The organism is Chlorogloea sp. CCALA 695 (assembly GCF_003003885.1).
GTDB lineage: Bacteria > Cyanobacteriota > Cyanobacteriia > Cyanobacteriales > Chroococcidiopsidaceae > Aliterella.
This window is the reverse complement of record NZ_PVWN01000004.1, coordinates 45,592-59,655: the sequence shown is the minus strand read 5'-3', so window position 1 is coordinate 59,655 and position 14,064 is coordinate 45,592. Positions and strand designations below refer to the sequence as shown.

General features: G+C 42.2%; 14 protein-coding genes and 1 tRNA gene. 4 read left to right on the top strand and 11 right to left on the bottom strand.

The window, feature by feature from the left end; translation table 11 throughout:
• Positions 1–25 precede the first annotated feature (25 nt).
• A complete protein-coding gene (locus C7B70_RS03590) occupies positions 26–793 on the bottom strand; it encodes a DUF1350 family protein (protein WP_106367702.1) in 768 nt (255 codons plus the stop codon).
• 170 nt (positions 794–963) lie between these two features.
• On the opposite strand from C7B70_RS03590, the gene C7B70_RS03585 reads away from it, so the two are divergent.
• Positions 964–2,151 carry a HAMP domain-containing sensor histidine kinase gene (locus C7B70_RS03585; protein WP_106367701.1) on the top strand — a complete coding sequence of 396 codons (1,188 nt, stop codon included), beginning with the start codon at positions 964–966 and terminating at the stop codon, positions 2,149–2,151.
• Positions 2,152–2,159: 8 nt separating this feature from the next.
• Here C7B70_RS03585 and plsY read toward each other — a convergent pair whose 3' ends face one another.
• Genes plsY through C7B70_RS03565 form a run of 4 tightly spaced genes read right to left on the bottom strand, consistent with a single transcriptional unit; the run spans position 2,160 to position 5,284 of the window.
• Positions 2,160–2,843: a glycerol-3-phosphate 1-O-acyltransferase PlsY gene (gene plsY, locus C7B70_RS03580; RefSeq protein ID WP_106367700.1), complete on the bottom strand. Its 684-nt coding sequence runs from the start codon at positions 2,841–2,843 to the stop codon at positions 2,160–2,162.
• Between the two features lie 26 nt (positions 2,844–2,869).
• The gene (locus C7B70_RS03575) at positions 2,870–4,042 is read right to left on the bottom strand and encodes a DUF3086 domain-containing protein (protein WP_106367699.1); all 1,173 of its coding nucleotides are present in this window, start codon (positions 4,040–4,042) and stop codon (positions 2,870–2,872) included.
• A gap of 40 nt (positions 4,043–4,082) precedes the next feature.
• Positions 4,083–4,466 (bottom strand): DUF3119 family protein, encoded by a 384-nt coding sequence (locus C7B70_RS03570; protein WP_106367698.1) that lies wholly within the window; start codon positions 4,464–4,466, stop codon positions 4,083–4,085.
• Between the two features lie 41 nt (positions 4,467–4,507).
• Positions 4,508–5,284, bottom strand: coding sequence for an MlaE family lipid ABC transporter permease subunit (locus C7B70_RS03565; RefSeq protein WP_339376736.1), 777 nt, complete (start codon positions 5,282–5,284; stop codon positions 4,508–4,510).
• Between the two features lie 295 nt (positions 5,285–5,579).
• Here C7B70_RS03565 and C7B70_RS03560 point away from each other — a divergent pair, with 295 nt between their 5' ends.
• A complete protein-coding gene (locus C7B70_RS03560; protein ID WP_233220816.1) occupies positions 5,580–5,879 on the top strand; it encodes a hypothetical protein in 300 nt (99 codons plus the stop codon).
• Here the strand turns inward: C7B70_RS03560 and C7B70_RS03555 are convergent.
• Entirely contained in the window at positions 5,876–7,516 is a 1,641-nt protein-coding gene (locus C7B70_RS03555; protein ID WP_106367695.1) for a Ppx/GppA phosphatase family protein, read from the bottom strand. The two genes, C7B70_RS03560 and C7B70_RS03555, sit on opposite strands and share 4 nt — an antisense overlap.
• Positions 7,517–7,612: 96 nt before the next feature.
• On the opposite strand from C7B70_RS03555, the gene C7B70_RS03550 reads away from it, so the two are divergent.
• Both C7B70_RS03550 and C7B70_RS03545 read left to right on the top strand, forming a co-directional pair.
• A complete protein-coding gene (locus C7B70_RS03550; RefSeq protein WP_106367694.1) occupies positions 7,613–8,497 on the top strand; it encodes a 4-hydroxybenzoate solanesyltransferase in 885 nt (294 codons plus the stop codon).
• Positions 8,498–8,571: 74 nt separating this feature from the next.
• Positions 8,572–9,384 (top strand): carbon-nitrogen hydrolase family protein, encoded by an 813-nt coding sequence (locus C7B70_RS03545; protein ID WP_106367693.1) that lies wholly within the window; start codon positions 8,572–8,574, stop codon positions 9,382–9,384.
• Between the two features lie 372 nt (positions 9,385–9,756).
• On the opposite strand, the gene fba is transcribed toward C7B70_RS03545, so the two are convergent.
• From fba to pdhA, 5 genes are all read right to left on the bottom strand, one after another.
• Positions 9,757–10,836, bottom strand: a complete 1,080-nt coding sequence (fba, locus tag C7B70_RS03540) for a class II fructose-bisphosphate aldolase (RefSeq protein WP_106367692.1) — start codon at positions 10,834–10,836, stop codon at positions 9,757–9,759.
• A 162-nt stretch (positions 10,837–10,998) separates the two neighbouring features.
• Entirely contained in the window at positions 10,999–11,805 is an 807-nt protein-coding gene (locus tag C7B70_RS03535) for a site-specific DNA-methyltransferase (protein ID WP_106367691.1), read from the bottom strand.
• Between the two features lie 169 nt (positions 11,806–11,974).
• Positions 11,975–12,046: transfer RNA gene (locus C7B70_RS03530), tRNA-Lys, on the bottom strand.
• Between the two features lie 68 nt (positions 12,047–12,114).
• A complete protein-coding gene (locus C7B70_RS03525) occupies positions 12,115–12,987 on the bottom strand; it encodes an aldose epimerase (protein WP_106367690.1) in 873 nt (290 codons plus the stop codon).
• A gap of 16 nt (positions 12,988–13,003) precedes the next feature.
• Entirely contained in the window at positions 13,004–14,041 is a 1,038-nt protein-coding gene (gene pdhA, locus C7B70_RS03520) for a pyruvate dehydrogenase (acetyl-transferring) E1 component subunit alpha (RefSeq protein WP_106367689.1), read from the bottom strand.
• Positions 14,042–14,064: the final 23 nt, after the last annotated feature.

The window sequence follows — 14,064 nt, the reverse complement described above, 5'->3', positions numbered from 1 at the left end:
AGTAAAATACAATTTAATCATTAATTTATAGAGATTTTAGAGGATTCAACCAGAAAGTAATTGCTTTTTTTAATTGATTTAGATCCCGATAAACTTCTTGTTTAAACCACTGTCCCATCGCATCAAAAGGTGTAAATGTTGTTCCCGATTGCCACTTGACATCTTGCCCCAATGGTGTAGTATGAGTGCCGTTAAGAGTCTGGGCTGTCACCATATTAGGGAAACGATTTTGCAATATTTGCGTCAAACCAGCAGATTGATCGAGGGTATCATTGCTAAACTTGATGAGCAAATTGCGGCGGACGCTATAACGTTCTTGGACAATGTTATTAGTTTCTAGAGGGGAAGGGGTAAATTCGATAGCAAAAGCCGGATTAAATTGCTGCACAAAAGGTATAGCATCACTGGCTGCATAGTTATTAAAAGAAATTAAAATGTTACCCGATCGCTCTACAGAAAATAAACTACCCGTTAAAAGATGCAGCTTGCAACCCATACTATGACCTAAACCATATATAGGTAAGTATTGCTTGCGGAGTATTGCTCGTTCTTGTAGTTCGTTTATAGTCCGCTCGAAGCTTTGTAAAACTTCCCGCGCGATCGCACTATGATCGAGGGTATTGATAAAAGGTGTAGCTACAACGATGTAACCTTGGGCAGCTATTTGTTCTAATAACCAACGATAAGTTACTTGAGGAGCCGCCGCTACAAAAGCTCCCCCTAAAAAATGTACAATCCCCACTGGGTGCGGGGGAACTAAAACCCAATTACCAGAAATTTCTTGCCAATCCATAACTAAATTGTGCCATTAGGCTAGGGTACTTGACAACGCACTTTAAAGCAATCAGGAAATTATGCCTTTTGGTAGTGGGCGATCGCGCTATTTACATTGGGTTCCAGAAAGCATTGCTCAACTAAAATGAGCATAGGGAACCCGTATATATGCCTCGTTGCGTCTTTATAATGAATGATTTTAGTCAATTGTTGAGCGATAAAATTAATGTAATTACAGACAATTGGGTAACTGCCGTTCGTCAAGATAGACAAATTGAAAGCGCTGATAATTTATCGCGTACAGCTATACAAGATCATATCCCGCTTTTGCTTGAAGCTATGGTGACAGTAATTTTTCGGTCACAAGAAAGTGAAATTCAGCCTATCTTAGAAGCAAGCTGGGAGCATGGCGGACTTCGCGCCACCCAAGGCTTCGATCCGACAGAAATTGTCCGCGAGTATTGTTTATTGCGTCAAGTAATCTTTTCAACTTTGGAAACAGAATTATTGCAGGCAAAACCGATAGAACTATTCCGGGTGCTTCGACTGATAGACGCGACCGTAGACGAAGCGATCTCCCAATGTTTTAAAAGCTATGTACATGAGCGTCTGCGAGAACTAGAGCAGTTGCACAGTCAATTGCAGTTAAATAATCAGGAATTGACGCGCCTAGTACGAGCTAATCAAGATAAGTTTTCCCACCTAGCCCACGAACTCAAAAATCCTCTAACTTCAATTATTGGCTACTCGGATCTATTTTTGCGTCAAGAACGCAAATCTTCGCAGGTAAAAGACAACTTTACTAATATTGAACATATTGAACGAGTGCTACGCAACGGTAGGCATTTACTGCACTTAGTCAATGATGCTTTGGACGTGTCTCGCTACCAAGAGGGGAAAATGAAGTTGCAAGTAGCACCAACTAGCGTTCGTTTTTTAGTCAATAGTGTAGTAGAAATGCTAGAGCCGTCAGTGCGAGAAAAACAACTAGAAATAATAGTGGATTGCGATCGCGCACCTGATGAAATCAGGACAGATTCCTTAAGATTGCAGCAAATTATCACGAATTTAGTCAGTAATGCTCTCCGATATACTCACCAAGGCAAAGTTAAACTCATTTGTGAAAGACAAGATAGCGATAAATGGGCGCTGATTGTTAGCGATACTGGAATTGGGATTAGCGCCGAAAACAAAGAATTAATTTTTAACCCTTATTACCGAGTTAGCAACGAAGAAAAAGCTTATTTACCTGAGAGTACAGGATTGGGACTGGCGATTGTCGATCAACTTGTACAACTACTAAAAGGAAAAATTGAATTAGTGTCACAGGTTGGAGTTGGTTCGACATTTACAGTAACTTTCCCTCTAGCAATTTAAACAGCTATTTATTTCAAAATTTGTTCTGGTTGGGTGACGTGGTTTTGACCTATTTGAGGTTCCGTCCCCGCAATTAAGCGTTCAATATTGCTACGATGTCGCCAAATAACGTACAAACTTCCAGTAAGAGCAAAGAGTATATAGGCTAAAGGCTGGTGGAAAAAGATAGTTAGTAAAGGAACAGAAATCGCACTAACTATAGAACTCAACGACACAATCCGCGAAAAGGCAAATACTAAGCCAAAAACGCCCATCGTAGATAATCCCACCATCCACGACATTGCAAACAAAACACCTAAACTTGTCGCCACAGATTTACCGCCACTAAAGCCTAGCCAAATTGACTTACTATGTCCCAAAATAACGGCTAAACCAGCGCTTGCTACCATCCAGGGAAGCCAGCTTGCGGAGTTTACTTCTAAAGGAATTAGTTGATTATTCGCTGCAAAATTAACTAACCAATGAGTAAATGCGATCGCGCCATACCCTTTGAGAGCATCTACAAGTAAAACAAACGCGCCTGGGACTGTTCCAAGAGTTCTAAGCACGTTTGTAGCTCCCGTGGAGCCGGAACCGTGTTCGCGGATATCAATGCCCTTAAGCACCCGCGCGGCGGTGTAGCCTGTGGGAGTTGAACCAAGCAAGTAAGCTACAAGCAAAAGTGCGCCGCACAAAGTTAACCAAGTAAGCATATTTTTTTTAGAAAAGGGACATCGCTTTAGTTAAAAAAGTCGTCTTCTCGCTCTTTAACCATTTGCGGATCGGGAGCAAAAGCAAGTAACAAGGGAAATTGCAGCAAAGACAAGCTGATTTTCTCCTCTGAGTCATCAACAATAATTAACGGTAACTCTTTAGCTTTAACTAAACGCTCGGCTTTAATTGCCAATGCATCCGCAGACTCAAATAATACTACACCACGATCAGGCCCAAAATCAGCGCGAACAATGCCTAAACAGTCCTGTAAACCTCGCCGCCATTCTCCTAAGCGTTCGGGTGTATTTGCGATAATTAAGGCGCGGAGGCGATCGCCATGCAACTCTGACAAGACCGATATAACGGCGGAACTAATCAAAATATTTTGCAAGCGACTACCCATTGTCTTTAATGCGCCCCTCCCCCCCTGATTAAAAAACCACTGTGATACCCGCTCCGCATGGATGGGTTCAAAGGTACGGCGTAATTTCCAAGGTTCTCCATAGTAATCGGGCTTTGTGCGATATTCATCGAGCATTTGGCGAATTTCTTTAGTTGTCGATTGAAAACGTTGCTCGGTAAATTGTGGGATACTAGGCGCGACAGCTTTTTTAGGTGGTGGCGGCTCTATACTGGGAATTGGAGCTAAGGGCGGCTGTTTAGTAGAGGTTAATTGTAGCTGTTCGGCAGAGGCTGCCAAGTCTTGCAAGCTGCCTGTAAGATAATCTTTAAAGCCTTGGACTCTAATCGCTAATTCTTGAGAAGTGCCAGCAAAAGTAGTTCTCATCTCAGCGCGGATACGTTCTTGACGGCGTTCTAGCTGCTCAATCGCAATAACTAAGGTTTGTTTGCGTTGTTCTAGATGCGCCAATGATTCTTGCACCACTACCGACATGGCATTTTGGGTTTGTGACAACTGCTCAGAAATCGAACTATAGTTAGCTTGCAAACTGGCGATTTCTTTTTTCAGGCTTTGTTCTTTGACTTGTAAATCTGCGATTCGTTGTTCCTTTGATTCTATTTGCTCAATGTCAGAAATTCCTGTTTCGATTTGAGTTAGTAACTCATCTTCCGATGCTGCCGTTTGTCCATCTAGCGAATTAAACTCTGCAAAGCGATCGCTATCATCAAGAGTATTTTCTGAATCTGTTACAGGCTTAGTAGTTGGTTTGGGGTTTGAAAATTGGTCTGAATTCATATAAAAACAAGTTCGCCCACGCTTCAATACAATTTATTCTTTACTGATTAGGGAAGCGTTGCTCTAATCCGCTTTTCAGCATTTTGGGGTCAAACAAAATTGGCAGAAAATGAATACTTTTAACTTCTTTAAAGTAAAACAAAATTGGTACAGATGGCCAAAATATCCGCCAAGTTTGCCATTCTGCGTAAGGAAAGCAACGAATTAAAGTTTCGCCACGATAGATATCTAAAGCCGTATCGCCTAATTGCAGACGCAAAGTTGCCGCTTGAATCATCAAAAATAAACCAAACAAACCGCAAACTAATCCAACCCATACCTGAATTAGCAATAAGGGAATCGCCGCAATGACAATAGTTATCGGCAAAGTATAGCTAGGGGCAAGTTGTACCGTTGCAGCCGATTGGGGCGTAGAAATAGTCATAATTTTTATTTTCGCTTTAACTTGCTTACCATTTTAGAGTTTTACAACACCGAGCTACCGCTACCTTGAAACATTACCAAGGTTAAAAGAAAGTTACTGATAAAAATAGCCAACAAAGCTGTAACTACGGCGGCGGTAGTAGATTGTCCTACTCCTTTAGCACCTCCGGTGGTTGTTAAGCCCCAGCTACAGCCAATTACAGCAATTAAAGCTCCAAAACACGCGGCTTTAATTACTGAACTACATACATCCCAAACGCTCAAAAAGTTCTGCACCGAATCAAAAAAGACATTTGCAGACAAGTTGTATAAGTTATTGGCTACTAAAAAGCCCCCAGTTAATCCAGTAATTAAAAATATCAATGTTAAAACTGGCATCATTAAGCAGCAAGCAATGGTGCGGGGAACTACCAAGTAGTCGATGGGATCGGTTTTGAGAATATAGAGCGCGTCAATTTGTTCTGTAACTCGCATTGTGCCAATTTCTGCGGCAAAAGCCGAACCTACTCTACCCGCCAGCACCACCGCCGCAATTACTGGGGCAAGTTCTCGCGTCAAAGCGATCGCAAGTACCCCTCCTACCGCCTGTACTGCCCCAAAACTGATAAATTCTCTAGCTACTTGAATTGTAAATACCATCCCCACAAAAGCGGCAGTAACTAAGACAATTAGCAAAGATTCCGGGCCCACAGCAGCCATTTGTTCGATAGTATTGCGGCGGTGAATTTTGACTTTGAGTAAGTGAAATAATACTTGTCCGCCTAGTAAAATGGCGGCTATTAAGCGCTGACTCCATACTCTTAAGCTTGAGCTAGTCACAATCTTTGCCTGCTGCAAAAGTTCAATTGTACCTATTGTTGAGTTTTCTTATTAAACTTAAAACTTTTCTCATACATAAAAATTGCTAAGTTTTCCCCAAAATCGCCTAAATGTATACCAGTAGACTTTTCTGCTTAATGTATTCAATACTCTCATCACATTACTTTGGAGGAGTTCACAAAACTTTTAATGAAAACTTAAGATTGTTGAAGACATAGTTACCCATGATGCGATCGCGTTTATTCTAGAAAGTAGCAATTACCTACAAATTGCCTCTAGTTAACTAACGAAAAATATGCACCACATGAGCATTTTGCCAAGTTTTCGCCCCAAGCTGGCGCTAACAATCGTTTTTAGCTTCGTAGCTCCAATATTGCTAATATTTGGGCTGCTGGTAAGTTTCTCTTTAATTAGTCATCTTCCAGGACTTACGACAATTTCTACAGCAATAAGTAGAGGTATAACTGACTTTTTAGCCTCCTTTGGCAGTGGCAATTCCTGGAGAGGAATAGTAATTATTGGTTTAACTTGTAGCTTTGTCGGCGGATTATTTGATACCTATACGTTCTACCGCTACCGCCATCTGCGTAACTAAGCGCCGATGTAACTAGGCGCTAAGTCTAAACTTGCCAATAATTTAACGCCGTACTCTGCTTCAAAAATTGCTTTTTTAGTGTCCAAACTCCATAGCTCTAAAGCGCAGTCATCATTAAGATGGGCGGGTTTGAGGTGTAGGTGAAGTTCAAAAGATGTAAAGTTATAATCACACCGTAATTGACTAATCGCCCCAATTTGTCGCCGATCTAAAGCTACTGCCAAACGCAAAAATGCACTAACTTGGTTAACTAGCTGGCGGGAATTTTTAGATAAAATGCGATAATTTTCATGTTTTTTCTTCGGAGCGCTGCGGCGGTGATAACGGGCAATATTAGCAATAATTTCTAGTTCAGTTTCCGTGTATCCAAGTAATTCGCCATGACGAACTAGATAGTAGGTATGTTTGTGGTGAGCAGCATGATTGACGTGGTAGCCGCAGTTGTGCAGCATAGCCGCCGCCCACAATAGCTGCCTTTCTTCTACTCCCCAACTGTGAAGTTTGCCTTGGAGTTGATCGAACAGAGAAATCGCAAAATTAGCAACGCGATCGCTATGCTTTAAGTTAGCTTGATATTTTTGCGCCGTTTTAATTACATTTCTTTGGCGAACCGAGCTTTGGTAGCGCAAACGATCTTCAATCAAGCCGTGAGAAAGCATCCAGTTAACGATAATTCCTTCGCGCAAACTGCGTTCGCACACTGTCAGCGTATCTAGCCCCAAAAGCTTCATAGCTTCAACTAAAATAATTGCTCCAGCTAAAATAATTTCCGAGCGGCTTTCAGAAATACCAGCAATAGCGGCTCTTTCTACATAATTGAGCCTACGTAACCGATGGACAATTTCTTGTAAGTCTTTAAGGCAAAATTGGTATCCGGTAAGCGGTGAAGGAGTTAACCCTAGTTTTTCTCTCGCATGAACGGCTGCGAGAGTCTCTATCGTGCCGGACGTACCCACCAAGCGGGCTACTTCACCAGGTTGCAACAAGGCGCGTAACTCGTCAACAGGACGCTCTAAAGCGCCGCGCACACTGGCAGTTAGATAATTAAACTCGCGATCGCTAATGGGATCTGTAGTAATGCGTTCAGTAGTTAGGCGTACCGCTCCGATTTTGGTACTACTAAGACTACGGGCTTCGTGACTATCCCCCAAAATTAACTCTGTAGAACCGCCGCCAATATCGATAATTATATGGGGCTGATCGTTAAATTCCATCCCCGATAGTACGCCGAGGTAGATTCTTCGGGCTTCTTCTTGACCAGAAATTAAGTCAACTTTTAAGCCTAATTGCTCATCAACTTGCTGCAAAAACTCCTTGCCATTAGGCGCTTCTCGGACGGCGCTAGTAGCTACAGCAATAGTTGTTTGGGCGTTGAAGGTTTTAGCAATTTCTTGAAAACGGCTTAAAGTGGCGATCGCCCGATTGATTACTTCTAACTTTAAGTTACCCGTTGTTAGGTCGCGATCGCCCAGTCTTACAGGTTCTTTTTCTCTAGCAATAATTGTAAAAGCTGGCAGTGTCGGTTCGACTTTAACTACTACCATATGCAAAGAATTTGTCCCCAAGTCGATAGCCGCAATAATTTGTTGCTCAACTTGCGTCGGAATTAGCCAACTAGCAGAAACAGAATTGACCATGTAGATTTACCATCCAGCACCCAGCATCATAAATAACGATATTCTATAAATGGTAAACAAAAGCTGAATTCATCTATCTTTATAGTTATCTTTCCTATGACGATCGCTCAAAAAGAAAATACTTCTATACCAATTTGGCTAGCTATTATTAGGCTTTTGCGCTGGGATAAACCCGCCGGAAGATTAATATTAATGATTCCGGCTTTATGGGCAGTATTTTTAGCCGCCCAAGGTTCGCCACCAATACCTTTAGTAGGTGCGATAATTTTAGGAACTTTAGCAACCAGTGCGGCAGGGTGTGTAGTAAATGACTTATGGGATCGAAATATTGATTCTCAAGTAGCACGAACCCGCAATCGCCCTCTAGCTTCGCGATCGCTCTCAGTTAAAGTTGGGTTTGGAGTGGCAATTGTAGCTTTAATCTGTGCGTTAGCGATCGCATCTTACCTCAATCCTTTAAGCTTTTGGCTGTCGATAGTAGCAGTTCCGGTAATTTTACTTTACCCCTCAGCTAAACGAGTGTTTCCCGTGCCGCAATTTGTCATGGCAGTTGCTTGGGGTTTTGCAGTTTTAATTAGCTGGAGTAGCGTTACAGAGAGTTTAGATAACGCAATGTGGATGCTATGGGGGGCTACGGTATTATGGGCATTGGGATTTGATACAATTTATGCGATGAGTGATCGTGAAGACGATCGCAAATTGGGGGTAAATTCCAGCGCCTTATTTTTTGGCAAATATGCACCTACAGCAATCCTAATTTGTTTTGCGGGTACAGTTTTGCTAATGAGTTGGTTAGGCGTAACAATGGAGTTAACTTTTGCTTTTTGGCTGACACTGGGTATTGCCGCGTCGGGTTGGGTTTGGCAATATCTGCGCCTAAAAAATCCGCAAATGCCTTCTAGTGCTTACGGTGAGATGTTCAGACAAAATGTTTGGATTGGGTTTATTTTACTTGGGGGAATGATTGCCGGAGTATTGTAGATAATTCTAATTGCACTGATTCCAAAATAAACTTATATTTTTATAGACTACAAAGCACGATTTCCGTTTAACTCATGAAGTCTTATCTTGCCGCCGCGATTCAAATGACGAGCCTGCCCGATCTAGAAAAAAACTTAGTTCAGGCTGAAGAATTAATCGAACTTGCTAGGAGACAGGGCGCAGAGTTAATTACATTACCAGAAAACTTTTCGTATCTGGGAGAGGAAGTAGACAAAATCGCTCAAGCAGAAGCGATCGCTCAAAAGAGCGAAAACTTCCTCAAAACAATGGCTCAACGTTTCCAAGTCACGATTTTAGGCGGGGGTTTTCCCGTTCCTGTAGATGCGGAAAAAGTCTATAATACCGCCTTATTAATCGATCCCAACGGTCAAGAAATTGCGCGTTACAAAAAAGTTCATTTATTTGATGTCAACTTACCCGACGGCAACACCTACCGAGAATCTAAAACCGTTATGGCTGGTACAACGATGCCGCAAGTATACGCCTCAAAAGAGTTAGGCAACTTAGGTTTATCTGTGTGCTACGACGTGCGTTTCCCCGAACTTTACCGTCACTTAGCAAATAAAGGTGCAGATGTAGTATTTATTCCCGCAGCTTTTACAGCGTATACAGGCAAAGATCACTGGCAAATTCTTTTACAAGCAAGAGCGATTGAAAATACCTGCTACGTGATTGCACCCGCCCAGACGGGACAACATTATGCTATGCGTCAAACTCATGGTCACGCCATGATTATCGACCCCTGGGGGGTTATTTTAGCCGATGCGGGAGATAAACCAGGCTGTGCGATCGCCGAAATTTCTCCTTCTCGTCTCGAACAAGTCCGCCGTCAGATGCCATCATTACAACATCGCGTATTTTTGTAGAAGAATATTTGCATACCATTACTTACAAAATAGAATTGCCAAGAACTTGATTATTTACAGATAAAGCCTAATATTCAGGCAGGGACTTACAGAAATTAAAAGATTAAGTTAGCATAATCCGCAACCAGAGTATATGCCCAAAAACTAGCGGATATATTGAGAGACATTTTGCTGGGGGTTTGGGGGAGGCAACTCGTCCCCCAAGGGGAGGCAAAAAGCGGTGTAGCTTTGCTTCCCGCTTTGTTGCCGTGGGGTTTGGGGGGCAGACCCCCCAATTCCTGGTTTTTCTTACCGAAATATAAACGGTACAAGTTCAGCACCAACAGAAAAACCGGGCATCGCACCCGGTTAGTTAGATAAACTTAGCTTAAATTAAGCTTTTACAGCTTGCTTAGAAATTGCTTTTAGTTCGCCTTTAGCGTACTTAGCGGCAAAATCATCTAAAGAAACTTGCTTAATCTTGCTACCTTGACCAGCCGATTCAAATTGCTTGTAGCGATCGCCACAAACTTTTTGCATATAGACAATCGAAGGCTTAAGGAAGTGACGGGGATCGAACTCTTTGGGATTGCTCATCAAAGCTTCGCGCACCGCCGCAGTAATAGCCAAACGGTTATCAGTATCGATATTGACCTTACGAACGCCGCACTTGATACCTTTTTGAATTTCCTCAACAGGAACGCCATAGGTTTCAGGAATTTGCCCGCCATTTTGGTTAATAATGGCAAGTAAATCTTCAGGTACAGAAGAAGAACCGTGCATAACCAAGTGAGTATTGGGTAAGCGGCGGTGGATTTCTTCAATCCGGCTAATAGCGAGAATCTCGCCTGTAGGCTTGCGGGTAAACTTGTAAGCGCCGTGACTTGTGCCAATGGCAACCGCCAAAGCATCTACTTGAGTTTGTTCTACAAATGCTACAGCTTCGTCAGGGTCGGTCAATAGCTGGTCATGGGATAAAACCCCTTCAGCACCGTGACCGTCTTCTTTGTCACCCATGCCAGTTTCAAGAGATCCCAAACAACCAAGTTCGCCTTCAACGCTAACGCCGATGGCGTGAGCAACATCAACAACTTTGCGAGTTACTTCAACGTTGTACTCAAAACTAGCGGGGGTTTTGGCATCAGCTTCTAAAGAGCCGTCCATCATCACGCTAGTAAAACCATGACTCATTGCTGAGTAGCAAGTTGCGGGGCTATTGCCGTGATCTTGGTGCATGGCAATGGGAATATGGGGGTAAGTTTCTACCGCCGCCAAAATTAGGTGACGCAGAAAAGACTCGCCTGCATACTTACGAGCGCCGCGAGAAGCTTGCAAAATCACGGGGCTATCCAATTCATGAGCAGCCTGCATAATTGCTTGAATCTGCTCCATATTATTGACGTTATAAGCTGGGATACCGTAGCTATTTTCAGCCGCGTGATCTAGAAGCAGCCGCATTGGTACGAGCGCCATAAAAATTCCTCCTAATTTGGTTATCAGCTAGTGTTTTGAACAAGCGTTTTATTACGCTAATCTTAAGATAATTTTCAGCTTTAACAAAAATTATATCTATGTATGTTACAAAAGCTTGCACTTAGATAAGTTTTCCTTTCCGTAACAGTTTTACAGAGACTTTTAGAGCAGACCTGCAATATTTTCGGCAGCTTCGGCTGATGAACTTCTTTTCGTACCTGTAGTAATCTTGGGAAACTCCCAAACATCGGATGGATTTTTACCCAGTGGATTGCATCGATATTCACCGTTTTTCTTTTGATTGGGATATTTTACATTTGGGTCACGTATAGCATCTAAATTAAATGTATAGTTCTGAATATCCTTAATGTAAAATAGCCATTTTTCATTACGTGGGCTAAGACGATGCTTAGTTGAGACACCCGCACCATATTGCCACACAACCTCTTGTAGTAAATAGAATGGTGACTTATCCCATAATAGATAGGGTATCGGCACACACAAGCCTTTACTGGGAACTTCTAGATATCCAACATTCAACCAAAATGTACCATCAGCTTTCGTAATTTTATGAAGTTGGTACATCCATTTAGAACACCACTCTATATATTTGTCAACAGACATCAATACTTCATATTCTTTGCCGATATTATATGGTGGAGACGTAACAGTTAAGTCAATTTTGATATTTGCTAAATCGAGCTTTTGCAGTAAATCTGTCGAATCGCCTTGATAAAGAATAAATCTATTATCAGAGTAAAAAGGCTTACCTAGAAATTTGTATAACTGTGCTTCTAATAACTCTTGTTGAGTTGAAAGATTGTGCCTCAATTCTTCTGAAAGAGGCTTTAGTAATGAAGGTGGGGCTATTTGAGTAGCTTTATGCTGATCAATCCCATTACCAATGTAAGCATTGTGTTCTTTGCTAGCTATCTTCCGCGCCTTGTCCTCTGTAATAGGAACATTCATGCTTTGTCTGGTTGACCAACGATTCTTTAAACTCTTTGAAGATATTATCACTAAGATGCAGTGCTTACCTCATAGCCTATAAATAACGAGGACGAATTGTCTATAGTCGTACAATAAAATCCTATTATGTTGGGTTAACTAACCCAATATGTATCATTTTGTATTTTTATGGGTCGCCTGGGATTCGAACCCAGAACAAATCGGTTAAAAGCCGAGTACTCTACCATTGAGCTAGCGACCCGTTGTTTAGCATCGTTTTTGACACCGTTTATAACATTAGCATGAGTATTTAATAAGCGCAAGGGGTTATTAAAAAGTTATATTCATACTCACCCAAGTTTGTAAACTGTCTCCTGGAGGGAGGGCTATCAAACCATCTCCTGTATTTAGAGCGTTACGGGGGGCTGTCCAAGGCTCTAAACAGTAGAAGTCTTTATCCTTAACCGTCCAAAAAACTACCGTGTTGTAGTAGTCGTTATTCCACTCTAAATTTAATTGCAACTGCCGACTTGTATCCTTGACCGAAGCAGATTCCCCCGATAATTGCTTAAAAGCTGCGTCTATTTCATCGCGGCTATAGTCAAATTCACCATTAAAGGCTTGGGTTGATTGAGTTTTTTGATCGTAAAACTCTGTTGCAGGGATTTGTACTTGTAACGCTGTTTTATCTGGGGCGGCAAAATAAGGGTGAAACCCGACCGAAAACGGCATTGATTCGCTTGAGTTGTTTTGAAAGTTTTGATGGATAACTAAGCTGTTACCCCATAGCCGATAGGTAAAACTTACCTCGAAATCAAAGGGATAAACAGCTTTTGTCTCGTCGTTGCTGGTTAAAACTAAAGTAATACTGGCACAATCATTTGTTGATTGGTTGGTAACAAGCCAAGGCATTTCACGGGCAAAACCATGTTGTTTTAACGTGTAAGTGCGATCGCCATGCGTGTAAGTATTGTCAGGTAAGTTGCCGCAAATCGGGAATAATATTGGAACTCCGCCCCTGACGCTTAAGTCAGGATGAGTAAATCGCTCATTATCTAAGTAAAATATTTCCTGCCCTTGAATCCGCCATTTAGTTATAATCCCGCCTCTTTCTGGCACTACTTCAATTAATGATTGGGCGTAAGAATCAGAAAGAGTGTAGGTTTTATACTGCTGTTGATTTATTGCGACTTCAAACGTCATAGTTTCCCCTAATTTACTATTTATCTTCCGCAAATATAAAACGATACAATTCGTCAGGTGTGGGTTCTGGACTGTCTTCTGCAAACTTTACCGCTTCATCGATAACTTGAGTAATTTTGCGCTCAATTTCTTTAAGTTCTGACTCCGAGGCTAAATTATTTTCCGTCAGGTAAGCGGCTAATTTTTTAATTGGATCGCGGCTAAACCAAAAATCTTTTTCTTCTTTGGCTCGTAGTTCGTCAGGATCGGCTAAAGAATGACCGCGAAAACGATAAGTAAGCGCTTCAATTAAAGTTGGCCCTTCTCCGGCGCGGGCGCGTTCTACGGCTTCTGTAGCCGCCGCACGTACCGCTAATACATCCATGCCATCTACTTCTACCCCTGCCATGCCAAAAGCATGAGCTTTCTTATAAATTTCTGGGTGAGAAGTTGCGCGTTCATGAGCCATGCCGATCGCCCATTTGTTATTTTCGACTACATAAATAATCGGCAGTTTCCACAACGCCGCCATATTTAAGCATTCAAAAAACTGTCCGTTATTCGCCGCACCATCGCCAAAAAAGCAAGCAGTTAATTGATCGGCAAAACTTTCATCTTTCAAGGCTTCCCGGCGATACTTAGTTTGAAAAGCTGCCCCTGTAGCTACCGGAATCCCCTCCGCCACAAAAGCGTAGCCGCCTAGCAGCTTATGTTCATGAGAAAACATATGCATCGAACCACCCCGCCCTTTGCTGCAACCAGTGGCTTTTCCAAATAACTCAGCCATTACTTCTTTAGCTGGTACGCCTGCACTTAAAGCATGGACGTGATCGCGGTAGGTGCTACAAACATAATCTGATCCTGGTCGCATCGCTTGAATGACCCCAGTAGACACCGCCTCTTGACCGTTGTATAAATGGACAAAGCCAAACATTTTACCTCGGTAATACATTTCGGCGCATTTGTCCTCAAAATACCGCCCTAGAATCATATCTTCATAAAGTAGCAAACCCACTTCTTTTGATATTTCTACTGCATTAGTATTAAACGTAGGTAATGCTCGTTCTTGAACCATAGGGCAATTATCCTTGTATGTAG

What these genes read in the sequence shown, in the direction of transcription:
- C7B70_RS03590 (WP_106367702.1), bottom strand. Translation starts at nt 793, where the DNA reads ATGGATTGGCAAGAAATTTCTGGTAATTGGGTTTTAGTTCCCCCGCAC.
- C7B70_RS03585 (WP_106367701.1), top strand. Translation starts at nt 964, where the DNA reads ATGAATGATTTTAGTCAATTGTTGAGCGATAAAATTAATGTAATTACA.
- plsY (WP_106367700.1), bottom strand. Translation starts at nt 2,843, where the DNA reads ATGCTTACTTGGTTAACTTTGTGCGGCGCACTTTTGCTTGTAGCTTAC.
- C7B70_RS03575 (WP_106367699.1), bottom strand. Translation starts at nt 4,042, where the DNA reads ATGAATTCAGACCAATTTTCAAACCCCAAACCAACTACTAAGCCTGTA.
- C7B70_RS03570 (WP_106367698.1), bottom strand. Translation starts at nt 4,466, where the DNA reads ATGACTATTTCTACGCCCCAATCGGCTGCAACGGTACAACTTGCCCCT.
- C7B70_RS03560 (WP_233220816.1), top strand. Translation starts at nt 5,580, where the DNA reads ATGCACCACATGAGCATTTTGCCAAGTTTTCGCCCCAAGCTGGCGCTA.
- C7B70_RS03555 (WP_106367695.1), bottom strand. Translation starts at nt 7,516, where the DNA reads ATGGTCAATTCTGTTTCTGCTAGTTGGCTAATTCCGACGCAAGTTGAG.
- C7B70_RS03550 (WP_106367694.1), top strand. Translation starts at nt 7,613, where the DNA reads ATGACGATCGCTCAAAAAGAAAATACTTCTATACCAATTTGGCTAGCT.
- C7B70_RS03545 (WP_106367693.1), top strand. Translation starts at nt 8,572, where the DNA reads ATGAAGTCTTATCTTGCCGCCGCGATTCAAATGACGAGCCTGCCCGAT.
- fba (WP_106367692.1), bottom strand. Translation starts at nt 10,836, where the DNA reads ATGGCGCTCGTACCAATGCGGCTGCTTCTAGATCACGCGGCTGAAAAT.
- C7B70_RS03535 (WP_106367691.1), bottom strand. Translation starts at nt 11,805, where the DNA reads ATGAATGTTCCTATTACAGAGGACAAGGCGCGGAAGATAGCTAGCAAA.
- C7B70_RS03525 (WP_106367690.1), bottom strand. Translation starts at nt 12,987, where the DNA reads ATGACGTTTGAAGTCGCAATAAATCAACAGCAGTATAAAACCTACACT.
- pdhA (WP_106367689.1), bottom strand. Translation starts at nt 14,041, where the DNA reads ATGGTTCAAGAACGAGCATTACCTACGTTTAATACTAATGCAGTAGAA.